The organism is Oscillospiraceae bacterium (assembly GCA_035380125.1).
Classification (GTDB): domain Bacteria; phylum Bacillota; class Clostridia; order Oscillospirales; family JAKOTC01; genus DAOPZJ01.
In genome coordinates this window covers 41,414-63,371 of sequence record DAOSWV010000019.1, presented here as the reverse complement: position 1 = coordinate 63,371, position 21,958 = coordinate 41,414, and the positions used below count along the sequence as shown (strand labels likewise).

Annotated in this window: 21 protein-coding genes, 2 tRNA genes and 1 riboswitch; of the genes, 13 read left to right on the top strand and 10 right to left on the bottom strand. The window is 48.3% G+C overall.

The genetic code is table 11. The features are described from left to right. The first annotated feature begins 141 nt into the window (after positions 1 to 141). The 5 genes from PK629_09040 (at position 142) to PK629_09020 (ending at position 4,620) form a co-directional block, all read left to right on the top strand. Positions 142 to 1,209 carry a branched-chain amino acid aminotransferase gene (locus PK629_09040; GenBank protein HOP11619.1) on the top strand — a complete coding sequence of 356 codons (1,068 nt, stop codon included), beginning with the start codon at positions 142 to 144 and terminating at the stop codon, positions 1,207 to 1,209. Further along, entirely contained in the window at positions 1,209 to 1,667 is a 459-nt protein-coding gene (locus PK629_09035; protein ID HOP11618.1) for an S-ribosylhomocysteine lyase, read from the top strand. Before PK629_09040 ends, PK629_09035 begins: the two co-directional genes overlap by 1 nt. Positions 1,668 to 1,703: 36 nt before the next feature. After that, positions 1,704 to 3,467 (top strand): peptidoglycan DD-metalloendopeptidase family protein, encoded by a 1,764-nt coding sequence (locus PK629_09030; protein ID HOP11617.1) that lies wholly within the window; start codon positions 1,704 to 1,706, stop codon positions 3,465 to 3,467. Between the two features lie 173 nt (positions 3,468 to 3,640). After that, the gene (locus PK629_09025; protein HOP11616.1) at positions 3,641 to 4,489 is read left to right on the top strand and encodes a helix-turn-helix transcriptional regulator; all 849 of its coding nucleotides are present in this window, start codon (positions 3,641 to 3,643) and stop codon (positions 4,487 to 4,489) included. Beyond that, the gene (locus PK629_09020; GenBank protein ID HOP11615.1) at positions 4,486 to 4,620 is read left to right on the top strand and encodes a hypothetical protein; all 135 of its coding nucleotides are present in this window, start codon (positions 4,486 to 4,488) and stop codon (positions 4,618 to 4,620) included. Before PK629_09025 ends, PK629_09020 begins: the two co-directional genes overlap by 4 nt. A gap of 66 nt (positions 4,621 to 4,686) precedes the next feature. Here PK629_09020 and PK629_09015 read toward each other — a convergent pair whose 3' ends face one another. Genes PK629_09015 through PK629_09000 form a run of 4 tightly spaced genes read right to left on the bottom strand, consistent with a single transcriptional unit; the run spans position 4,687 to position 9,007 of the window. Then, positions 4,687 to 5,790 carry a Gfo/Idh/MocA family oxidoreductase gene (locus PK629_09015; protein ID HOP11614.1) on the bottom strand — a complete coding sequence of 368 codons (1,104 nt, stop codon included), beginning with the start codon at positions 5,788 to 5,790 and terminating at the stop codon, positions 4,687 to 4,689. A 20-nt stretch (positions 5,791 to 5,810) separates the two neighbouring features. Further along, positions 5,811 to 6,464, bottom strand: coding sequence for a ThuA domain-containing protein (locus PK629_09010; protein HOP11613.1), 654 nt, complete (start codon positions 6,462 to 6,464; stop codon positions 5,811 to 5,813). A gap of 57 nt (positions 6,465 to 6,521) precedes the next feature. Next, complete coding sequence (locus tag PK629_09005; protein ID HOP11612.1) at positions 6,522 to 8,228, bottom strand: hypothetical protein; 1,707 nt, start codon at positions 8,226 to 8,228, stop codon at positions 6,522 to 6,524. A gap of 20 nt (positions 8,229 to 8,248) precedes the next feature. Continuing rightward, positions 8,249 to 9,007 (bottom strand): GNAT family N-acetyltransferase, encoded by a 759-nt coding sequence (locus tag PK629_09000; GenBank protein ID HOP11611.1) that lies wholly within the window; start codon positions 9,005 to 9,007, stop codon positions 8,249 to 8,251. 211 nt (positions 9,008 to 9,218) lie between these two features. Between PK629_09000 and PK629_08995 the strand changes: the two genes are divergently transcribed. From PK629_08995 to PK629_08960, 8 genes are all read left to right on the top strand, one after another. Next, positions 9,219 to 9,292 (top strand) — tRNA-Gln (locus tag PK629_08995). Positions 9,293 to 9,552: 260 nt separating this feature from the next. Continuing rightward, positions 9,553 to 9,629, top strand: a tRNA-Pro gene (locus PK629_08990). Positions 9,630 to 9,951: 322 nt separating this feature from the next. Next, positions 9,952 to 10,398 (top strand): hypothetical protein, encoded by a 447-nt coding sequence (locus PK629_08985; protein ID HOP11610.1) that lies wholly within the window; start codon positions 9,952 to 9,954, stop codon positions 10,396 to 10,398. A gap of 1 nt (position 10,399) precedes the next feature. Further along, the gene (locus PK629_08980) at positions 10,400 to 11,197 is read left to right on the top strand and encodes a class I SAM-dependent methyltransferase (protein HOP11609.1); all 798 of its coding nucleotides are present in this window, start codon (positions 10,400 to 10,402) and stop codon (positions 11,195 to 11,197) included. 625 nt (positions 11,198 to 11,822) lie between these two features. Continuing rightward, positions 11,823 to 12,797: an ATP-binding cassette domain-containing protein gene (locus PK629_08975; GenBank protein HOP11608.1), complete on the top strand. Its 975-nt coding sequence runs from the start codon at positions 11,823 to 11,825 to the stop codon at positions 12,795 to 12,797. Further along, the gene (locus PK629_08970) at positions 12,794 to 13,597 is read left to right on the top strand and encodes an ABC transporter permease (GenBank protein HOP11607.1); all 804 of its coding nucleotides are present in this window, start codon (positions 12,794 to 12,796) and stop codon (positions 13,595 to 13,597) included. Before PK629_08975 ends, PK629_08970 begins: the two co-directional genes overlap by 4 nt. Positions 13,598 to 13,711: 114 nt before the next feature. Further along, positions 13,712 to 14,242, top strand: a complete 531-nt coding sequence (locus tag PK629_08965) for a hypothetical protein (protein HOP11606.1) — start codon at positions 13,712 to 13,714, stop codon at positions 14,240 to 14,242. Beyond that, the gene (locus PK629_08960) at positions 14,239 to 15,015 is read left to right on the top strand and encodes an ABC-2 family transporter protein (GenBank protein ID HOP11605.1); all 777 of its coding nucleotides are present in this window, start codon (positions 14,239 to 14,241) and stop codon (positions 15,013 to 15,015) included. The genes PK629_08965 and PK629_08960 overlap by 4 nt, the downstream gene beginning before the upstream one ends. Here the strand turns inward: PK629_08960 and PK629_08955 are convergent, their stop codons facing one another. The 6 genes from PK629_08955 to purD form a co-directional block, all read right to left on the bottom strand. Beyond that, the gene (locus PK629_08955; GenBank protein ID HOP11604.1) at positions 15,016 to 15,924 is read right to left on the bottom strand and encodes a TIM barrel protein; all 909 of its coding nucleotides are present in this window, start codon (positions 15,922 to 15,924) and stop codon (positions 15,016 to 15,018) included. It abuts the gene before it with no gap. Continuing rightward, positions 15,921 to 16,718 carry a M55 family metallopeptidase gene (locus tag PK629_08950; GenBank protein ID HOP11603.1) on the bottom strand — a complete coding sequence of 266 codons (798 nt, stop codon included), beginning with the start codon at positions 16,716 to 16,718 and terminating at the stop codon, positions 15,921 to 15,923. The genes PK629_08955 and PK629_08950 overlap by 4 nt, the downstream gene beginning before the upstream one ends. A gap of 204 nt (positions 16,719 to 16,922) precedes the next feature. Then, entirely contained in the window at positions 16,923 to 17,837 is a 915-nt protein-coding gene (locus PK629_08945) for a cation diffusion facilitator family transporter (GenBank protein HOP11602.1), read from the bottom strand. 105 nt (positions 17,838 to 17,942) lie between these two features. Then, positions 17,943 to 18,037, bottom strand: a riboswitch (NiCo riboswitch). Between the two features lie 82 nt (positions 18,038 to 18,119). After that, the gene (locus PK629_08940; GenBank protein HOP11601.1) at positions 18,120 to 19,925 is read right to left on the bottom strand and encodes a glycoside hydrolase family 13 protein; all 1,806 of its coding nucleotides are present in this window, start codon (positions 19,923 to 19,925) and stop codon (positions 18,120 to 18,122) included. A 1-nt stretch (position 19,926) separates the two neighbouring features. Continuing rightward, positions 19,927 to 20,592 carry a lysoplasmalogenase gene (locus tag PK629_08935; protein HOP11600.1) on the bottom strand — a complete coding sequence of 222 codons (666 nt, stop codon included), beginning with the start codon at positions 20,590 to 20,592 and terminating at the stop codon, positions 19,927 to 19,929. 21 nt (positions 20,593 to 20,613) lie between these two features. Further along, a complete protein-coding gene (gene purD / locus PK629_08930; GenBank protein HOP11599.1) occupies positions 20,614 to 21,867 on the bottom strand; it encodes a phosphoribosylamine--glycine ligase in 1,254 nt (417 codons plus the stop codon). Positions 21,868 to 21,958: the final 91 nt, after the last annotated feature.

Sequence of the window (21,958 nt, the reverse complement as noted above, 5' to 3'; positions counted from 1 at the left end):
CGCTACTCTTTTTTTCCTCCTCCCTTTTGTAACACATCAATTGTAATCCTACACAGCAGGCAAATCAAAGTCAAGGGCAGGTTTGCAATTTCCCTTCAAATATGGTATACTCGGGTATATTTTAATTTGGGGGATGTTTTCGTGAAACCTCTGTTCATTCCGGCGACAAAATTGAAAGAGAAGCCGGCCGACGAATCCAAGCTCGGATTCGGTAAAATTTTTACTGACTATATGCTCGTCGTCGAGTACGACGCGGATAAGGGCTGGTACGATCCTAAAATTATGCCCTACGGTCCGGTCGAGCTCAGCCCGGCGGCAATGGTTCTTCATTATGCTCAGGAGGTATTTGAAGGGCTCAAGGCCTACCGCACGGCGGACAATCATATACAGCTGTTCCGTCCGATTGAAAATATCCGCAGAATGAATCGTTCGTGTGAGCGGCTTTGCATTCCGCAGCTGGATGAAAACGATTTTATGGATTGGCTGACCGAGTTGATCACGATCGAACAGGACTGGGTTCCCGGCGCACCCGCAACCTCTCTGTATATCCGTCCGTTTATTTTCGCGACCGATCCGTTTATCGGTGTCAAACCCTCTCATACTTATAAATTTATGATCATTCTCTCGCCGGTCGGCAATTATTATCCCGAGGGCGTCAAACCGGTCAGCATCTATGTCGAGCATGAATTCACCCGTGCGTCCAAAGGCGGTACGGGTTATACCAAATGCGGCGGCAACTACGCCGCTTCGATCAAGTCGCAGGTCAAAGCCGGAGAACTGGGTTATACACAAGTGCTTTGGCTCGACGGCGCCGAGCGCAAATACATCGAGGAAGTCGGCACGATGAATGTCTTCTTCAAAATCGGCGATGAGATTGTCACTCCTGCAAAAGGCGATAGTATTCTCGGCGGAATTACCCGCATGTCAACGCTCGAACTGCTGCGCCATTGGGGTTATACCGCAAACGAGCGGCAGCTCTCGGTCGCCGAACTCGAACAGGCGGCCAAAGACGGCAAGCTTGTCGAGGCATTCGGAACCGGTACCGCGGCGGTCATCTCTCCGATCGGGCTGTTGGATTTCGGCGATACCAAGGTCACGATCAACAACGGTGAAATCGGTACGATCACGCAGAAACTCTACGACACGCTCACCGATATCCAGTGGGGCAGAATCTCCGATCCGTTCGGCTGGATCAAACGCATTATCTGATGGAAAAGATTGCGAGTTTCACAGTTAATCACAAGCATCTCACACAGGGGATGTACACTTCACGCAAAGACGGCGATATCGTAACCTATGATTTGCGGTTTCGCCGCCCCAATCGTGAGGCGGTACTTTCCAATGCTGCGTTGCACACCATCGAACATCTGATGGCGACAGTACTGCGAAACGGGGAACTCGCAGAAAACGTGATTTATTTCGGACCAATGGGCTGCCGTACGGGTTTTTATCTGCTGCTGCGAAATGTAAACCCGGCAGATGCGATTCGTGTCACGGTCAATGCGCTCAAAGCGGTTTCGGATTGGCGCGGGGAAATACCCGGGACTACCGACGCCGAATGCGGGAATTACAGGGAACATGATCTGGAAGCTGCTAAAAAAGAAGCGGCCATGATGCTTGATATTTTAAAGGACTGGACGAAAGAAAAGCTGACGTATCAGTCCTGAAGCGAGGTGAATCCTGTGGCGCGAACGGCGGCAGTTATGCGTAAGCCGAAATTTTTATCTCAAGAATATTTTCTGACCAAGAAAGAACAACCCAACGGGCAATATTTATACTATTTTTATATCCTTTGCTATAAAACCGGACTTCGCACGGTTTCATTATTTCGGAGAATCGGCGTTTTTTTTGAAGAATTGTTTCGATTCTTGTTTATCCGTCTGCTTTCAGGGACGATTATAAGCGCCTGGCGAGCAGTTAAAGCTGTTATAAAACGGGCATATTACAAAGGCGTTACCGTCGAGAGAAAGCAAATCGCACGCCAGCGGCAGGAACTTGCGGCAATCAAGGAAGAAAGAAAACTGCTTGGCGGAAAAAACAATAAAAATAAGCAAATTGTCGTTTATGAAGAACGCATAAACCATTTACAGCGTTCAATTAAAAAGCGTGTTGTCCGGCACGGAATTCGTCTATTTGCACCGGTATTGGCATTGATTCTGTTGGTCGGTTCGCTGTTCGTCTGGAACAGCTTGGAAGTTGCGCTGAGGGTCGAATACGATGGCCTCGATCTGGGTTACATTAAAAACGAGAGCGTTTACGACGACGCGGTTGCCGGTATCGAAGACCGAATTATCGGCATTGAAAACCGGTATAATTTTTCAGCCACACCGATCTATAAAATTTCACATGTTACAGCCTCAAAAATTCAAAATACCGATCAGTTTGTCGATACGTTTTTATCTGCGGTGCTCGGTGACGAGGTCGATGAAGCCATCGGCGTCTACATAGACGGGAAATTCCTCTTGGCGGTCACCGAACAGGAACAGTTAAAAACCTTTATGAACACCCTTCTTGAACCGTATCACAGCGACGATGAAAACGCCGTCGTGGGGTTTTTAAACGATGTCACATTTGAGTCGGGCATCTACCCGATCGTAAACATAAAAACCTATGACGAAGCAGTGGCAATTTTGGGACAGGAGGATACCACAACGGTCAAATACACCTGCGTCAAAAATGATACAGTTGCCACGATTGCCACAAAAAACGGTCTGACCGAAGAGGCGCTGCTGCAATATAACCCCGAAATCGAATCAAAAATCGTCAAAGGGAAAGTATTGACACTGACATTGCCCGAGCCTTTTTTACCGGTCAAGATTTCGATTCGTACCACCTACACTGAGACCATTCCGTACGATACCACAATCAAGTATTCCTCGTCTCTTTATGAGGGGCAAACCGAGATCACGACTTCCGGCAGAAACGGCAGTCAGGAGGTCGTTGCAGACATCATCTATGTCAACGGTGTCGAGGTATCGCGTGATATCATCAGTACTACAGTGACCAAAGAAGCGCGTAATGCCGTGAAAAAAGTCGGCACCAAAGCGGTTCCGAAAACCGCTCCTTCCATTGAAGATTTTAACGGCGTGACGGTTACAGGTAAATTCATGTGGCCGGTTGATGGGGGACATATCACCTGCGGATGGCTCGGATATCCCGGCCATTATGGTCTTGATATCGGCGCAGCCAAAGGAACCAATATCTACGCATCTGACGGGGGTATTGTGGTCTATGTCCACTACGGAAAAACCAGTTACGGTTACGAGATCGTCATTGATCACGGGAACGGATACGAGACCCGATACGGACACTGCAGCAAAATTTTGGTCGAGGTCGGCGATAAGGTGGAAAAAGGCGATGTGATCGGACTGGTGGGCAGCACCGGGAATTCCACGGGCCCGCACCTTCATTTTGAAATTATTAAGGACGGTAATCGAATTAATCCGAAACCGTTCATTACAGGTTAATAAAAAGAAGAAAAATGGCAGCTTTTATCGAGAAAGCTGCCATTTTTGAAAATATAGGCCAAACTCAACCGATGGTTTAGCAACATTCAACCAACGATTGTTGGAACTCAACCTCGGTGTTCGATATACTTGGGGCGCAAGGTAAGGGACGGCTTGCGGAAAGGGAGGATTTTATGTTTGATATGAACGAAGTGGGCAGGCGGATCTCCGCCGCGCGTAAAGAGAAGAATATGACCCAAATGGAATTGGCCGATCAACTGAACATCAGTTTTCAGGCGGTCAGCAATTGGGAACGCGGCGTATCAATGCCGGATATCTCAAAACTGCCGGAATTGGCGGAATTGTTCGGAATGTCGGTCGATGAATTGCTGGGCCAGCCTTCACCGCTGATCAGCGGAATTGTATCTGAACCTGTTGAAGAGTATCTCAAAGACCACAAGGTCACCATTCACGAGGTCAAAGAGGCTGCACCGTTGTTAAAACCGGAACAAATAGACAAGGTGTTTGAAAACTGTGAAACTTCTGACGATCTCTCTGAAATCACCGATTTGCTCCCGTTTTTAGGGCGAGAGGTCTGCGGCGGGTTGTTTCGGAAGTGCTGCGAAAGCGGTGATATGAAACACGCGGAGGAAATCGCACCATTTGTAGGTCGAGAAGCCATCGACCGAGAGGTAAAGCGCCTGATTGAAGCAGGAGAAGAGATCGGCATTTTGGCGGCCTTTATGGGCAAAGAAACGAGGAACGAAACGGCACGGATGCTTTACGAAAAAAGCGGTATACGTGCACTTGGCGACCTGCTGCCCTTTGTCAACCGGGATGTTTTGAATCAAATTGCTGACGTCGAGTATGAGAAAAACGGGATGAGAAATATGGAGCATATCGCCCCGTTCATGAACAGAGACCATTTAAATCAACTGGCTAAAAAGGCCATCGAAAAAGACGGAATTAAAGCCATCAGCCCCATCGCGCCCTTTTTGGGCAAAGATATTCTACGTGAATATGTAAAGGAGAAATTTTTATGAAATTATTCAAAGTCGATTTGATTCGAAATATCGCAGTACCCGATGAAAAGGCACGTGAAGTGCTTTTGGGCGGTGAAATTCCGTGCTGTCAGGTATTTCATGAGTGGCTTACCTACCGCCAACTCTTATGAAAGAACCCCTCACGCTGAATAGCGTGAGGGGTTCTTTTCATTGGTAGAACAGTATTACAGATTGGTTTATTTTACACCGCCCGGAATCGGGTCACAGGGCAGCGGGGCGGGGCGTTTACAGGTGGATTTGAGCTTATAAAACTTATTGGTATCACCGCTGATGCCGAATCCGCACATGATTTCAAGCACATGGTTGGTCAGGGAGCAGTGGGCGCGGTTCTTGCCGCCGTCCTCAAGCGCTTGCGCCATATCCGCGACACCGAGTCCACGGCTGTTTTCGGCATAGGGGTGGGTGAGCGGCATCTCCATAAAGTTCGGTGAATTCTTGGTTTTGATCAGAACCGGACCGCCGAAGGTGTTGGGGTCGGGGACGATCATTGTACCGAGTGTGCCGTAGATTTCAATGCGCGGCAACTGGCTGGCCCAGACGTCGAAGCTCATAATCACGGTGGCGATGGCGTCGTTTGCAAAGCGCATCGTACCTGCAACGTGAGTCGGAACTTCCACATCAACCACAGTGCCGAATTTCGGTTTACTGGTGATCGTGCGGGTGGGGAAGGTGATGTTCTGCATGGCGGCGACGGCTTTAACCGGACCAAGCAGGTTTACCAGCGCGGTCATATAGTACGGACCCATATCCAGCATCGGACCGCCGCCGGTCTTATAATAAAATTCGGGACCGGGGTGACAGCTCTCATGCCCGTGGCAGACCATAAAAGCGGTTGCGCCGATGGGCTTGCCGATGATGCCGTCGTCCAGATATTTGCGGCAGGTTTGGATGCCCGCGCCCATAAAGGTGTCGGGTGCGCCGCCGAGTAAAAGCCCCTTTTTGTCAGCCAGTTCCACCAGTTCTCGGCCCTGTTCAATGGTCAGAGACAGCGGCTTTTCGACATACACATTTTTGCCGGCCTCAAGCGCCTTTTTTGAAAGGGCAAAATGCGACTGTGGCGTGGTGATGTTGAGGATGATATCAATCTCGGGACAATCGAGCATCTGCTCAAAAGTCATAATGTGCGGTACATGGAATTCTTCGGCCTTGGCCTTGACCGACTCGGGAATCAGGTCGGCGGCGGCGTATACCTCGGTGTTTGTAAAGGTCTGTGTCAGGTTTTTAAAGTAAATGCCGCTGATATTACCACAGCCTAAAATGCCGATTTTTGCTTTCTTCATATGAATAACCTCCTCGGTATTTATCTTGTCGCCCATAAAAAGCCGCGGCGCATCAGTTCTTTGGCTTCGGGGATGTCGAAGATTTTATAGGTATGGCCAAGGGAGTTATAGAATACGCGCCCCTCGCCCCATAATTTTGTATAGACAACCGGAACGACAACCGAGCCGTTGGCTGCGTGCGGACCATCCGCGGTCGGAAAAGTAGTGGTTGCGAGCACGTTGACCGCAGGATCGACGTGGATATAATACTGCTCACTGGAGACATCAAAGTCATCAAGACCGTCGACAATCGGAGAAGACGAGGTTTTGACGATATTGACGCGGTAGTCAGTGCCGTCGTTTCCCGGATGTGCGATCCACTGTGAACCGGTCAGAAACTGCCACTGGGTGCTGTTGCGAAAAGAATCACACATACCGCCGTGGCAGCCGGCAATGCCCATGCCCTCTGCGACTGCCGTGCAGACGTTTTCGCAGTATTTACCGTCGATTTCGCCCATGGTCCAAATGGGGACAAATAAATCAAAGGTGCGCAGGTTATCGAGATCAGCCAGATAGTCGAGCGTGTCCGAGATTGTGACCTCGAATCCCTCTTCGCGCAGGATTTCGGCGAACACTTCACCGGTTTCTTTCGGGGTGTGGCCGTTCCAGCCGCCCCACACAATTAATGCTTTCATGTTGTTGACCGTTCTTTCTGTTGTTTTAGTTTATGTGTAAGAATAATATTTTCAATATCACCACCCTGTATAGACGATCGGATCGTTGATATACCCGTCCTCGGGCAATATAGCCGGCATCTCGGGGAATTCCATTGATGTCAGTTTTGCATTTTCGGTAAAAATCAGCAGCGTTCGGTCGGAAATTGCAAGCGTATTCGGTTTACCGATAATCGTTACCTGAGCGGCAATCCAGGTGTATTCGGTATCAATGACCGTGATATTATAGGTTGTCTTTCCGGTTTTTTCGGCAAAGACAAAATAGCTGCCGTCCTCGGAAAAAGCCATCGGCAGACTGCCGTCCGACTTTTCGTTGCCCCGACTGACAAGAACTGCCCCGGAAGCGCCGAGTGTGCAGAAATAAAGATCATATTGATCTTCGTCATAATTTACGGTTGTGCAAGCGGCGTATTTTCCGCCGTGGGCCTGCGTGCAGTTATAATACCCTTGTACGGGGAAAGCGGTCGTCGTACGGCTTTCGATGTCATAGACCCCTTTGGTCTCAGAGGATTCATATCCGCCGTATATATAGGTGAAATGGGTATCGTCAATGCGCGTATCGAAGCTGTATACCCAACTGTCCATGCCGTAAGGATCCTCTCCGATAATTCCGGCCATCAGCAGTTTGAACGCACCGCTGTCCCTGACCAGATACAAGCTGCCGTCCGAGTCCTGCAGAATATAATTTTCGTCCGAGAGATATGAATAATTTCCCGATTTCTCAATAGAAGAGAGTTCTTTTCCCTTTTCATCAAATCGGTGTTCATAATAGATAGTATTCTCGGAACCGTCGTCGTTGGTGTTATACTGCGTCATGCAGGCGAGGATATTCCCGTCGCTTGTAAGCGCTATTTCGGCGTTGGCATTAGCTTTCCAGAGCCGTACGACATTGACTGCGGTTTGAAAGTCGGGTTCGAAAATTTTCAGATAATACTGTACCGCGCTGTGAGAATCGGATTCGTCCAGCTCATAAAGAAGCATTGCGATATTGCCGTCGGGAAGCGTCACCGCGTCTAAAATATTTCGATACCCGAGGATTTTTGATATGGATACCGCATCAGGGGATTCAAAAGTTTGGGGTGGGGTATAAAATGTGCTGTCATATGACGGATCTTCGCATAAAAAAGAATAAAGTTGTGCATAGGTGGAGATCTGTTCGTCCTGATTGGTGACAAATCCGAGTAGAAGACTTCCGCCCTGCGGTTTTTGCTTCAAAACGACCTGAATCCAGACAAGGCAGTCGAATTTCTGCTCATCAGCCGAAAAGATTTGATTTTCAAGCCCCGGAACTTCTGAGATCGTTTTAAAACTGACCGGATATTCGGCAAGATAAACTCCGGCGTCCCGATAGAAAACACCGCTGCCAATATTCATATTAACGGAGATGCTGTAATCTCCGATATTAAAATCGGTGACGCCGAACGGCTCGAGGTTGGATTTGATAAAATCCTCCGCAAATTCCCGCGAAGCAGGGATGACGGAATCCTTTTCAAACTGTCCGGCAATCACCTTTTCACGGGTATAAACAGTATTGACCACCCATTCACCGGTGAATTCCTCCGACTCGCTTTGATCGCGCTCAAAGGTCTGCGAGACGACCGGCGGTGTATAGGAGGAGGTGGAAGAGGATTCGGATTGTGTCGAGCTTGTCCCGTTCGAAATCGGTATGGGAGCGCATCCGGCGGCCAGAAGGATAATTAAAGCAAGGCAAAGGGATTTTCTCATCAATTCGTTCTCCCGAGTTTTTAGCCGATCGAATACGAGGTATATTCACCCGTATATTGATAGCCGAGTTTTTGTGCCAGCAGGCAAGAAGGCAGGTTGGCCGCATCCCAGCACGGGCACAGCTTTCGATCCAGACATTCTAAAATCAATTGTGCCCCGCAGGCCGATGCCAGCCCTCTGCGTCGGTATTCCGGTTTGGTATTGATCTCGACTTCAATGCCGCCGTCATAAACGATATAGGAAGATGCTCCGGATACGGGTCTGCCGTTAAAAAGTACGACAAAGCCAAACCCCTTTTCCAAGAACGCCTCTTTCGACGGAAAATTCTCAATCAATCCCCGAGACCAGTTTTCCGAATATAAAAGGTCGTAAATTTCACTGTCAATGGGTTTTATGTAAAAGCTAACCGGCAGATTGACTGCATATTTTTCAAGCTGCTCTCGATTGAAGATACTAGGATCCTTTTTAAAACCGTACCGAACTCGTCTGCGGGCTCTCGGGCCGAGGATGTTCTCGACCATGTCATACCAGTTGGGCTGGGGGATCAGTTCGGTTCCCGCCGGAACACATTCCAACAGTTCCACTGCTTGAATGCTGGCGGGGTTCCCTCCGACAAACGAAAAGCCGGTATTGACAATCAATGCTGTGGTGGGGAAATCGGGATCGTCGGCAAATGCCTGGCCGCTGTAACCCTGCAGGCAGGAGACAATCAGTTTGTCATCGCTCCACGAAAACAGCGGTGCGATGTTTTTTATTTTTTTTAACGGGACTGTTTTCATAATGGAGTCACCCTCTTTCACAATTTTGGGAGTTGAACTCGATTGGTATTTGAAAAATGATATTTCGGAGCGATATGACCAAACTTACCCCGCTGTTGTTGTCTTATATTTTAACATAACCAATCGATAAATACAACCTTTGAAAAATCGAAAAAATGTCCTTTGAGATGTTGACAAAAAGGGTACGGTGTGATAAAATTACCGTTGCCATTGCGGAATTGTGTAATGGTAGCACGGCAGACTCTGACTCTGTTTGTGAGGGTTCAAGTCCTTCTTCCGCAGCCAGCGGCGAGTCGCCGCAGACAAACGCGATTTTCGAATCATAAAATCAACGGCGTGATTCACGCGGCGGACGCTTTATTAATTCGGAAGAAATAATATAAAGCCTCTGCAGACAAATGCGGTGGGCAGTGCCCGCTTCCAAACGCGTTTCTCATGCCATGTGTCCGAATGTGAGGATTCACGCGGCGGACGATTTATGATCGCGCAACAAATGATTCCCGGCAAAGACAAATGACCTGCGTCAAAAACGCAGGTTCAATTATCGGGGTGTGGCTCAGTTTGGTAGAGCGCTTGGTTCGGGACCAAGAGGCCGTGTGTTCGAATCACATCACTCCGACCACAAAACATCAGAATACAGCGATATACCAGAGGATAATATCGCATAGGAAAGCCAAAAATAAACGCTCACGTCGATTGACGCGGGCGCTTTTTCTTTGTAAATATTCACCGGTGTATTTCAATATATCTCACTATTACTGTCGCGGTTACTGTTTGCTATTACTGTCGGAGTTGCTTTCAGTACACTCCCGCCGTTTTGAGCGCGTCACGCAGCGAGTCGATTTCGTTTTTGATATAACCGCGTGTAGCAAGTTGACATTTGGTAATGAAGTATTTTATAATGAGCCAACAATGGGAAGTAGATGAAGGGAAGGGACAAGTCAATGAAAAAAGTTATAAAAATAGTAGTTTTTTCATTATTAGGACTCGTTTTGATTATGCGGTTGTCTGTTCCATTGATAAACAACTTGATTGCATTTGATGTAAAAAGAAAATTAATTGCACTTTCACTCCCGGAATCCACGCAAATTATCGATTCAATTTCCTGCGCGGGGAAGTTGGTGGGTAACGGAAACGGAATGCAATTTTTCGGCGCAATGCTTATTAAAAGCGAATTATCTCAAGATCAGTTAATGAATTATTATCAGACTTATCAAGATACAATCCCATCTATTTCTGTGGACCGACAGTTAGGAAACAAAATCGAAAGCATTATAAATCGTGAACTTGCTTTCTCACAAACCGGTAATGTGAGTGGATATTATATCGTTTCTGCATTTCTTGATGAAAGTGATTATTTTCTAAGTGATTATGATTTGAGAGGGCATTGATATGGATATTTCCACAAAAAACGCCGATCGGTTTACTGGATTTGCGGATACTTATGATTTGGCACGGCCAAAGATGCCGCTCTGTCCGGTTGAAATCATCACCCGATATCTCGGGAAAAAGCCAGGCCTCGTCATCGACATGGGCTGCGGAACAGGATTGTCAACCGTGATTTGGAAAGACCGCTGTGAACAGGTAATCGGCGTTGAGCCCAACGACGATATGCGTGCGATTGCGGAACAAAAAGCCGGGGATAACTTATCTTTTATCAAGGCATTTGCCCATGAGACCGGTCTTGCTTCTGCCTGTGCCGAAGCGGTGATTTGTTCGCAGTCGTTTCATTGGATGAATCCGGATTTAACATTGAAAGAGATTAATCGAATCCTAAAAAACGACGGTATTTTCGCCACGGTTGATTGCGATTGGCCTCCGGTTTGTAATTGGGAGGCCGAAAAGGCTTATTTAGAACTATTTAAAGCGGTAGCCGTCATCGAAGAAGAAAACATTGATCTGAAAGACAGCTTTACCAGGTGGGACAAGAAAAAACATTTGCAAAATATTCGAGACAGCGGCTATTTCCGTTACACCCGAGAGCTTGTATTTTCCAACACCGAAGTTTTTGATGCAGATCGTTTTATCGGTATTGCAATCAGCCAAGGCAGTTTACAGGGGGTTCTTAAAAAGAGTCCGAATTTAATCGAACAAGATTTGAAAGCATTCATTGAAACAATCCGACGTTTATTCGGTGGCCGAAACTTGAAGACGGATTTCGGTTATCGTATGCGAATCGGAATAAAATAACACTTGTAAAAAAGCCGCCTGCCGATTCTTTTAAGAATCGGCAGGCAGCTTTTTTTGGAGGGAAACTGAATCCGTAAGATCAGTCTTTCTTTTTCTTTTTAAGAGAAAACAGTAAGGCAACAATTGAAATTCCGGCGGCAGCGAATATCAAAATTTTTAACCACATATCCGCAACCAAAATTCCGCAGGCTAACATAAGAAGGATCGCGACAAGAGATAAAACCGTTCCGAATTTCATGATTTCGGGTATAACGACTGTAACTAGCCGTTTACCCATACCTCCTTTTTATGATTCTCTACCAAGGGCTTATCAGTATTATACACGATAAAAAGTAACAAATCTATAGATTATGAAAATAATTATCAAATATATGTCACTATATTTTTGCTTAAAAATCATTATACTGAAAAAATATGAAAAATTTTGATTTGTGCTTGACAATACCGAGCCCCATGTGTATAATCAAACTTCCGCGTCTGCGGCTGGACGCTTGAGGATATTTTACTGACACCGGTTTTTCGTCCGATTTTCGGAACGGAGGATTTTGTCATCTGTCGGAATAAGCGATATGATGCCATGTTCAGGCGTCATATTCAAACGCGTTCATTTGATGGGGAGAACAAAATGATTGAACTGAAAAACATCAATAAGACCTTTAAAATCGCAAAGCGTAATGCGGGACTTAACGAGGCATTAAAAGCCCTTTTTAAAAAAGAATACACCTATATCCACGCGCTCAATGACGTTTCTTTTCAAATCAACGACGGCGAAATGGTCGGCTACATCGGTCCGAACGGCGCGGGGAAAAGCAGCACCATTAAGATCATGAGCGGTATTCTGACACCTGACAGCGGCGAGTGCATCATCAACGGGCGGACGCCTTGGAAAGACCGCATTGACCATGTGCGCGAAATCGGGGTTGTCTTCGGCCAGCGCAGTCAGCTGTGGTGGGATGTGCCGGTGGTCGACAGCTTTGAATTGATTAAAGATATCTATAAAGTCAGCGATACGGCTTTCAAACGAAATTTGGACGAACTGACGCAGTTATTGGATATCGGCGAGATCATCCGGACACCGGCGCGCCAACTCTCACTCGGCCAGCGGATGCGTTGTGAAATTGCGGCTTCGCTGCTGCACGACCCGAAAATTTTATTTCTGGACGAGCCGACCATCGGGCTTGACGCGGTCTCGAAAATCGCCGTGCGTGATTTTATCAAAACGATCAACCGCGAGCGCGGCACGACCGTGATTCTGACGACCCACGACATGCAGGACATCGAGGCACTGACCGAGCGAATACTATTGATCGGGAAAGGCCGCATTCTGCTTGACGGTTCGCTCGAGGAGTTGAAGCGCAGAAATTCGACCCACAAGACCCTGACGGTCGATTATACGGGGCAGTTGGGAACGCTCGAAGCCGGAATGCACCTGCAAAAGAATCTCGACGGACATGCGGTGATCGTGATAGATACGGCGAAAATTCCGGTTTCGGCGGCCATCGCCGCGATTTCGAAGCAAGCGGAAGTAAACGACCTCTCGGTGACCGGAGCGACCGCCGAGGAAATGGTTGTGGCGCTCTATAAGGAGTTTCAGATATGAAAAAATACCTGTCCTTCTTTAAAATCAGATTGATCAATGGCCTGCAGTACCGTGCCGCCGCGATTGCCGGAATGGCTACGCAGTTTTTTTGGGGCGGTATGACGTTGTTGATGTTCTGGGCATTCTATCAAAACGGTGCGAACGAATTCCCGATGACATTCCCGCAGTTGGCCAATTACATCTGGATGCAGCAGGCGTTTTTGGCGCTGTACGCGGCGTGGTCTTTCGATAACGATATTTTTGAAGCGATCACGAGCGGCAACATCGCCTACGAACTCTGCCGGCCCGTAAGCATCTATACTATGTGGTTTGTCAAGAACATCGCCGCCCGGTATGCGCGGATGATGCTGCGCTGTCTACCGATCTTCGCGGTTGCAGTGTTTCTGCCCGTGCCGTTCAACTTGTCGGCGCCGGTCTCACTCGAGGCGGGGCTGTTGTTTGCGGTTTCGTTGATATTGGGTTCACTGTTGGCGATTGCGTTTGTAATGCTGATCTATATCGCGACGTTTTATATGCTGTCATCATTGGGTGTACGCATATTATTCAGCAGTATTGTCGAATTCCTTTCGGGTGCGATTATCCCGATTGCCTTTTTCCCGGAGAGTGTTCAAAAGGTTTTGTATCTGCTGCCGTTCGCATACACACAAAATACACCGTTTCAAATTTATAACGGCTATCTATCCGGTGCGGATGCCTATCAAAATATATTGCTTCAATTCGTTTGGCTGATCGCGCTGTGGCTTCTCGGTCGGCTTGCGATGTCCCGGGCGCTGAAAAAAGTCGTGGTGCAGGGGGGATAAGGCTCGAAAAATTAATTTTCGAACCTCAGGGAGTTTGGTCTGTTATACAAAGAATAATAACTGGTCGTTGTAAGGACCAAACACCCCAAAATCTGCGATAGGATGGTTGTAACCATGTTTTTATACCATGTCAGCGAAGAGCCGAATATAGAATTGTTTGAACCGCGTCTGCCTTCACGAAAGGATTTAAATCCGGATGTAGGACTGGTATGGGCGCTGTGTGAGCGGACACTGCCGAATTTTTTAACACCGCGTGACTGTCCTCGAGTGACTTATCATATCGGCGAAAACACCGCTGCCGCCGACATTGAAAAATATCTTCCGAAAGGATATTCCCATGCCGTGATCATCGAGACCGATTGGCTGGAACAGCTGCGGAATGCCACGTTATATTTATATCAATTTGACCCGACGGGATTTTATCTTCAGGATGAAGTTGCGGGATATTATGTCTCCGAAAAGCCGCAGATACCGATTGAGAAAACAATTGTCATCGATTTGGAGGCTGAACTGAAAAAGCGAAAGGTCGTTTTTATGACGGTTGATAACCTTTGGGAGATTTCCGAGAGAATCAAAAAGACGACGTTTAATTGGTCAATGTGCCGCATGGCATTTGCCAAAAGCAAACCGGAGGGAAAAGCATGAAATTATATCTGAAATACGCCTCTATCATCCTGCGCAGCCAGATGCAGTATAAGGCCTCGTTTGCATTGACGGCTGTCGGACAGCTTTTGGTATCGTTTACCGGGTTTTTGGGCGTGTACTATATGTTCAGCCGATTCAATTCGGTGAATGGTTTTACATTGTCGCAGGTGCTGCTGTGCTTCGGCGTGCTGCTTGCGTCGTTTTCGCTGGCGGAGTGTTTCGTGCGGGGGTTCGATGCATTCCGGGGGATTATCTCCAACGGGGAGTTTGACCGCATCATGGTGCGTCCCCGCAATGAAATTCTACAGGTGTTGGCCGCGCGCATCGAGTTTACCCGTATCGGACGGCTGCTGGTCTCGGTTGGTTTGTTGAGCTATGCCGTTTCCAACAGTGGTGTGGTCTGGACTGCAGATAAAATTCTGACCTTGTTTTTTATGATTTTCGGCGGATTTTTCGTCTATTCGGGCTTGTTCGTCATCTATGCGAGCATCTGTTTTTTCACCATTGAGGGACTGGAATTTATGAATATCTTCACCGACGGCACCCGCGAATTCGGAAAATACCCCCTTTCGATTTACGGAGAGGGTGTGTTGAAATTTCTGACTTATGTCATTCCGATTGCGTTGTTTCAGTATTATCCGTTTTTATATTTGATCGGTCAATCGCAGAATAAACTTTATATGTTTTTGCCGCTGATCGCCGCGCTGTTCGTTTTCCCGTGCCTGTTGTTTTGGAAGTTCGGCGTCAAGCACTATAAATCCACGGGTTCGTAATTATACGGCAGCCCACGCCTTATCGAGCAGGTCAAACGAATCGGTGATCGTGCATTCGATGGAATCCTCGCCGTTCAGCGGGCGCATTTCCAAAACCAGCGGATTGCGTTTGGCTTTGTCGAGATAACCGATTTCAAACAGCGCTTTCAAGGCGACGGTCAGTTCGCGTTCGCAGATTTCGCCGCCATCAATGCCCATCGGCGGGTGCATGTCGCCGTAGAGCGAACAGCACTTGTCTTTGAGTACGCAGTTGCCCAAATGGACGCGTTTGATTCTGTCACCGCATTTTAAAACGGATTCCCAGATGTCCTCACCCATGATCGGCAAATGGGCGATATCCAGTTCGATGCCGATGTTTTGATGCGTTTTTTTCACCCGATCAACGAGTGCAACACATTCGTCAATCGAGCCATATAAGAATTTTTTATCCACTGTGCGGTCGAACGGTTCGAGCAGGGCAGTGATGCCATGCGGCGCAAGTTCTCCGCAAAACCACAGGCAGAATTCGTAAAACCGCTCCTGCGCTTCGGCTCTGCGGTCGGGATAATCCGTGCCGGAGACGAATACAAAATCCTTCGCTCCTGCCTTGACTGCCTGTTCAATCTGATCCCGTACGACGATTTTGGTGAGCTCGCGTTCGGTCAGGTCGAGTGACCCGAGTGAGATTTTACGCGCGGGAAACAGGTGCAGCGCATAAGCCGTGTCTTTGCCGCTGTTTCTGACCGCGCCGATTGCTCGTGATCGCCACGGTTCCGCATATGGTACGCAGAAATCGAAGGTCACAATATCGGTGCGGACAGCGAATTTTTTAAGCGTATCCGTGTGATAAGCCGGGTCGTTCACGCAGTTCAGATAGAGCATGTGATGGACGAGTCCCAAGCTGGCGTATTGTTTGATATTGCCGGTCATAGCGTCTTTAAAACCTCCGTTTTTCTGAACAGGTAGGTCGCCCAGCACTGATTGGCGGTCGCGCCGGAAATGGTGTTTCCGTATTTTTTTAAATATTTTTCCGCGTACGGCGTATCATTGAAAGCAAATTCAAGTGTGACGGCGTCAAAAGACATCGGAATGACCGGCGGCGGTGACTGCACGACTTTTTTTGCCGCCTCGTAAATCAAGCGAAAGGTCTTTTCAATCGGATAACACAGCGCGCCGGTTTCGGAGAGCGACTCTTTCACGGTGACACCCGCGACATTCGGAAAGAGTTTTTTCGCCTCGGCAATGCCCTCGGAATCGGCGGTGATCAAAACAAGCGGCACATTGAAGCTGCCGGCAACTGCGGTCTCCATGCCGATTTCGCCGACCGATGTCCCGTTCAGCAGAATGTCTTTGATGTCGGATTCGTAGGAGTGGTTGAGCAATGCGCCTGTTGTACCCGCTTTGGAATGAAAACCGAGCAGGACAAGCCCATCGAACGATCCGTCCAACCCGCCCGCGGATGCTATCGTATAATTCGGTTTTCCGCAGTAGGAAAAGGCGTATTCGGGCAGACGGTCGAGAAAAATATTGCGCCCGTAAAAATGTTCGTCATAAATATGAACCTCATCCGCGCCGCCGTCGTGCAGACCGGTCACTGCAGCCAGCAGATCGCTCATAAAATATTCGCGGCCTTCGGCATATTCGCTTGCGCCCGGTACCGACTGCTCATAGCTGACGATACCGCTTACGCCTTCCATATCGCATCGGATCATGTACTTCTTCACGGCGGTTATCTCCTTCATCTTGCTGAATTTAATCCTATTATATCTGAAAAAAAGATCGTATGCAATATAGTAAACCTACTTTCAATCCAAGGTGAAATGAAAGTGGGTTTACCCAATGTGAAGCCACTTACCGCTTATTCCGTGTTTGATTTTTTAAGTGGATTCACTATATTTGCATACGATCAATCGAAAAATGCGGCTTCTTTATTGGTTGATTTCGGCGTTTTCACGATCCGGTTCGTCATGAGGCTGATCAATCGGATTGACATGTACCATGCAGTGTTTGATGGCGGGGAATTGCGCTTCAAGGCGGTCATGCACCGATTCGGCAATCATGTGCGATTCGTCTAGTGTTTTACTGCCGTCTGCGGAGATTTCAACGTCGACATAAATTTTAGATCCGAACATGCGGGTATGTATGACATCAATGTCGTTGACACCCTCTGTCGCCGCGATGACCTCCCGAAGTTGATTGACGATGTCCTGCGGGCAGGCCTTATCTACCATTTTATCGACCGAGTCGCGGAAGATGTCATAAGCGGCTTTGCAGATAAAGAAGGCGATCACAACGCTTGCAATGGGATCGAGTATTGGTAAACCCAGACGTGCGCCGAGAATACCGATAAAGCTTCCGACGGAGGAAAGCGCATCCGAACGGTGATGCCAGGCGTCGGCCATCAGTGCGCCGGAATTAATTTTCTTTGCCGCTGCCCGAGTCCACCAAAACATGGCTTCTTTTACGGCGATCGAGAAGACAGCGGCAACCAATGCAAGTGCACCCGGGGTAACGAGCGTTTCCGTACTCGCGGATATGATTTTTTTCACACCGCTGTAACCGATTAACAGGCCCGTTCCGCATAACAGAGTAGCCAACACGATGGCGGCGACGCACTCCATGCGGTCATGTCCGTAGGGGTGTTCTCTGTCGGATTTTTTGGATGCCATGTTGATTCCGGCAATGACGACGAACGTGCTTAAAACGTCCGATGCGGAGTGGATAGCGTCCGAAATCATTGCGCCGGATTTGGCGAAAATGCCTGCGGCGAGTTTGAATAACGATAATACCGTGTTGGCAATGATGCTGGTAATAGATACCTTGATTGCTAATTTTTTGTCCATAAAAGTATCCTCCGAAAGGCGCAAAAAAGCGCCACAGATTCGCTCTATGGCACTTTATCAACAGTTTATGTTCCCTTGTATAAAAATATATCTGCGGAACATACATACTGTCCCACAGATGATTTACTCAATCTGCTGCCGCTTATAACGGCCCGGCCCCATGACTTTTGCAAGTTCATCGCCTGCTCAGTTTGTACTGGTGATCGCACGTCTTATAAAAAACATAAAACGTAATACAGTGCAAAGAGATCGTTTTTTATTATATCAAATATTTTAGATTTGTCAACACGATATTTTACCAATGAAGAAATTGTGTTCTGGAATTTCCAGAGCTCCGCTGTCATAAACACCGTTTCCGTATAATAAATCAGCTTTTTCTGCTTTCAACAGGACGTTTTTATTTGAGCGGTTGACTGCACAAAGCATGATTTCATTGCTTTTTTTTCGGGTAAATGCAAAAACATGCTCATCAGCTTTGGCAATCTCTAAAGCGGCGTCGGCAAGCATCGGGTGATCTTTTCGCAGCTTTCCGAGTGCGGTAAAATGCGCCGTCAGTTCAGAATTCGGATGTTCCCAGTCGAAATAGCCGCGATTAAACGGGTCGCCGTAACCCTGCATGCCGATCTCGTCGCCGTAATAAATCGTCGGAATGCCGAACAGCATATAGTTCAGCGCTGAGGCGAGTTTCACTTGTTTGATGCCGTTTGTATACTCGTCAAGCGACAGAAAGGTCTTTGCCTGCCAAGCCCGGTCGTGGCCGTCCTGCGGTTCTCCCGCAAGGCGTGTGATCAGGCGGGCGGTGTCGTGCGTGCCGAGGTGATTCATCAGCAGGGAAAGCGTTTGCGGCGGGTAGTCGTTTTGCAAATCGTTCAAAATGCCCGAGAGCCGTTTGTAATTTCCGTCGCGGATATAGGCGATTACGGCGTCCGCAATCGGGTAATCCATCACGCTGTCGAGTTCGCCGCCGAGCAGATAGTGCCGCCGATGCCCGTAACTGATTTTATTCGAGGCGTTTTCCCAGACCTCGCCGATGACGATGGCTTCGGGGTTTTCGGCTTTACACGCCGTATGGATTTTGCGGATAAATTCTTCGGGCAGTTCGTCCGCCACATCGAGCCGCCAGCCGGATGCGCCCAGCCGGAGCCATTTTCGAATCACGCCGTTTTCACCGGTGATAAATTCGGAAAAACCGGGGTCGACTTCTACGGTATTCGGTAGAGACCGCACATTCCACCAGCAGTCGTAATCATTCGGCCAGTGCCGGAAGCAATACCACGAAAAATAGGGTGATGTCTGATCGTTCGCCGCGCCTTTTTCGCCGTAACGGGTTGCGTCGAAATACCGGCTGTCGGAGCCGGTATGCGAAAACACGCCGTCCAAAATAATTTTAATGCCGCGTTTTTTTGCCTGCTGTGCCAATTCGATAAACTCTTGCTCATCACCCAACATCGGGTCGATTTTCAAATAGTCGGCGGTATTGTAGCGGTGGTTGGAATGCGCCTCGAAAATGGGATTGAGATAGAGTATCGTCACGCCAAGAGAAGCAAGATAGTCTAATTTTGCAATAATGCCCGCCAAATCTCCGCCGTAATAATCATTGTTTTGAACGGCGAAATTCCGTTCGAGATTGGCGTATTCGGGCAGTTTGGCTTTGTCGGTCACGATATGGCGGTCGGGGTAAGGGTTTTTCAATTCTTTTGCCTGAAAGAAACGGTCGGGGAAAATCTGATAAATCACACCGCCGGCAAATCCCTCGGGCGTTTTCATGTTTTGGTCATAGACGGTCTGCTGCCAATAATCGCGCCCGTCCGGCTTAATCACGGCATCGCCGCTCATAAAGCGATAGAAATATAATCCCGTTTTTTTAAAAACATGACTGCATGCCCAGATTTCAATGCCGTCTTCGCAGTCCTGCCATAACATCTCAAAACGCCCGATTTCGCGGGTGTTCTCGTCGAACAGGCAAAATTGAACTTCAACTGCACCGTATTCAAAGGGCAAAGGCAGCGAAAATTCAACCTTCGTGCTGTCCGCAACAGCGCCTATAGGATTTTTACACGTTTTCGATTGTTGGTTATAATAGGTCATATTAAATGCTCATCGCGGGCATAAACACCGAAAGCCCAAATAGGAATTGTGCCGCATAGTAAAAGGTCAGTGAAACGGTGTCGCTGAGCCGCGTTTTTTTGACATAGACAATTCTTGCAAGCAAAAGGTCGGAAATTACAAAGAAAACCGCGCCGCAGGCAAGCAAAATCCCGCGTCTGTCAAACGACAAAAAAGCGGGAACGCCAAGCGCCAGCATGGCATTTAAAATAACCGAATAAGCCAGCAAATAAGGGAGTGCCTTTCCGGCTTTTTTAAAGTAATTATGGAACAAAATCCAGACCAGCAGCAACCCGGCGAGAAAGATCGGTAAACTGATCTGCCACCGGAATTGATAGGTCTGCAAAAACGCCGGAATAAAGAACAGATGGCCGAGTAAAAATGCGAACACACCGAGTACGAAATTGACGCCGATCAAAACATCGGCAATCAGGCAAACGGTCATCGCAACCATCATCAGCAATCCGAATGTACCGGCGGTACGAATATATCCGATCACACCTAAAGTCAATGCCATACCGGTGGCGAGCGCTTTGAATGTCAGTGAAAGAGGCCTTTTCTCTGCCGGAGAGAAGGACATTTTAAGATAGACGGGTTCAAAGACAAAGAAAAGCACAATGCCGAGAAACGCGATGATTGCCCAATCCAAATCTCATTCCCCCAATCGTTATCAGTATAATACGCCGATGTCGCTTCTGCAATACTTGCCTTTGAAATTAATTTTTCCGGCGGCTTCGTATGCGCGTTTTAATGCGGTTTGCAGATCGTCTCCGGTTGCGGTCAAGCCGAGTACCCGTCCGCCGTTGGTGACGATTTTGCCGTCCTTGTTTTTGGTTCCCGCGTGATAAACGGTTGCGCCGCAATCATCCAATCCGGTGATCTCATAACCTTTTTCGTAATGCCCCGGATAACCGCCGCTTGCAAGCACCACGCACGCCGCGCAGCCGGGTTTGATTGAAAAATTCACCTCAGCCAGACGCTGCTCCCGCACCGCGAGCATGATGTCGACCAGATCACCATCGAGCAGCGGCAATACGACTTGGGTCTCGGGGTCGCCGAATCGGGCGTTGTATTCAAACATTTTCGGGCCGTCGTCGGTCAGAATCAAGCCGAAAAAGATCACGCCTTTAAAGGTGATTCCCTCAGAAATAAGTGCGGTCAATGTGGGTGTGAGCACTTTTTTCTCAATGATGTTGGCCACTTCCGGCGTGTAGAGCGGGTGAGGTGCGATCGTACCCATACCGCCGGTATTCGGGCCCTGGTGGCGGTCAAAAATCTTCTTATGGTCTTTGGCGGTCGCCATCGGGCGGATGGTTTTACCGTCGCAGAAGGTCAGCATGCTGATTTCGACGCCGGTTAAAAACTCTTCGATGACGATTTTTTCGCCCGAAGCGCCGAAAGCCTTGTCCAAAAACATGGTTTTGAGTGCGTCGTCGGCTTCCGGTTCGTTTTGCGCGATGATGACGCCCTTGCCGAGCGCCAGCCCGTCAGCCTTGATTACGGTCGGATATTTGTTCTGCGTTTTCACATAGCAGAGCGCATCTTCATAATTGTCAAACGATTCGTAAGCGGCGGTCGGGATGCCGTATTTCTTCATCAGATACTTGGAAAAGACCTTGCTGCCCTCGATACGGGCGGCGTTTTGATCCGGTCCGAATGCCGCAATACCTTCGCTTTCAAGACGGTCGGTAAGACCCGCGCACAGCGGATCGTCCGGTGTCACAACGACGAGATCGATTTGGTATTCTTTCGCCGCTTTGACAATGCCGTCGAAATCCATCACGCCGATGTCAAGACAGGTCGCATCCTGCGCGATTCCGGCATTCCCGGGTGCGCAGAACAGAACGGGCTTGTGTGCGGACTCGGTTAGCTTTTTAATCACGGCGTGTTCGCGGCCGCCGGAGCCGATGACAAGTATCTTCATGTAATATTCCTCCTTTATGAAGGCGAGAAGTTTGACTTGTCTTTATCTTGTTTTTAAAACGCAATTGGGTCAAACTTCAGATTTGAAAATT

Bases quoted from the DNA above. Each gene is read 5' to 3' on its own strand.
- PK629_08955 (HOP11604.1), bottom strand. From the start codon at position 15,924: ATGACCGGCAATATCAAACAATACGCCAGCTTGGGACTCGTCCATCAC.
- PK629_09000 (HOP11611.1), bottom strand. From the start codon at position 9,007: ATGAAAACAGTCCCGTTAAAAAAAATAAAAAACATCGCACCGCTGTTT.
- PK629_09020 (HOP11615.1), top strand. From the start codon at position 4,486: ATGAAATTATTCAAAGTCGATTTGATTCGAAATATCGCAGTACCCGAT.
- PK629_09030 (HOP11617.1), top strand. From the start codon at position 1,704: ATGCGTAAGCCGAAATTTTTATCTCAAGAATATTTTCTGACCAAGAAA.
- PK629_08985 (HOP11610.1), top strand. From the start codon at position 9,952: ATGAAAAAAGTTATAAAAATAGTAGTTTTTTCATTATTAGGACTCGTT.
- PK629_08960 (HOP11605.1), top strand. From the start codon at position 14,239: ATGAAATTATATCTGAAATACGCCTCTATCATCCTGCGCAGCCAGATG.
- PK629_09015 (HOP11614.1), bottom strand. From the start codon at position 5,790: ATGAAGAAAGCAAAAATCGGCATTTTAGGCTGTGGTAATATCAGCGGC.
- PK629_08940 (HOP11601.1), bottom strand. From the start codon at position 19,925: ATGACCTATTATAACCAACAATCGAAAACGTGTAAAAATCCTATAGGC.
- PK629_08970 (HOP11607.1), top strand. From the start codon at position 12,794: ATGAAAAAATACCTGTCCTTCTTTAAAATCAGATTGATCAATGGCCTG.
- PK629_09035 (HOP11618.1), top strand. From the start codon at position 1,209: ATGGAAAAGATTGCGAGTTTCACAGTTAATCACAAGCATCTCACACAG.
- PK629_09025 (HOP11616.1), top strand. From the start codon at position 3,641: ATGTTTGATATGAACGAAGTGGGCAGGCGGATCTCCGCCGCGCGTAAA.
- PK629_09005 (HOP11612.1), bottom strand. From the start codon at position 8,228: ATGAGAAAATCCCTTTGCCTTGCTTTAATTATCCTTCTGGCCGCCGGA.
- PK629_08975 (HOP11608.1), top strand. From the start codon at position 11,823: ATGATTGAACTGAAAAACATCAATAAGACCTTTAAAATCGCAAAGCGT.
- purD (HOP11599.1), bottom strand. From the start codon at position 21,867: ATGAAGATACTTGTCATCGGCTCCGGCGGCCGCGAACACGCCGTGATT.
- PK629_08980 (HOP11609.1), top strand. From the start codon at position 10,400: ATGGATATTTCCACAAAAAACGCCGATCGGTTTACTGGATTTGCGGAT.
- PK629_08945 (HOP11602.1), bottom strand. From the start codon at position 17,837: ATGGACAAAAAATTAGCAATCAAGGTATCTATTACCAGCATCATTGCC.
- PK629_08965 (HOP11606.1), top strand. From the start codon at position 13,712: ATGTTTTTATACCATGTCAGCGAAGAGCCGAATATAGAATTGTTTGAA.
- PK629_09010 (HOP11613.1), bottom strand. From the start codon at position 6,464: ATGAAAGCATTAATTGTGTGGGGCGGCTGGAACGGCCACACCCCGAAA.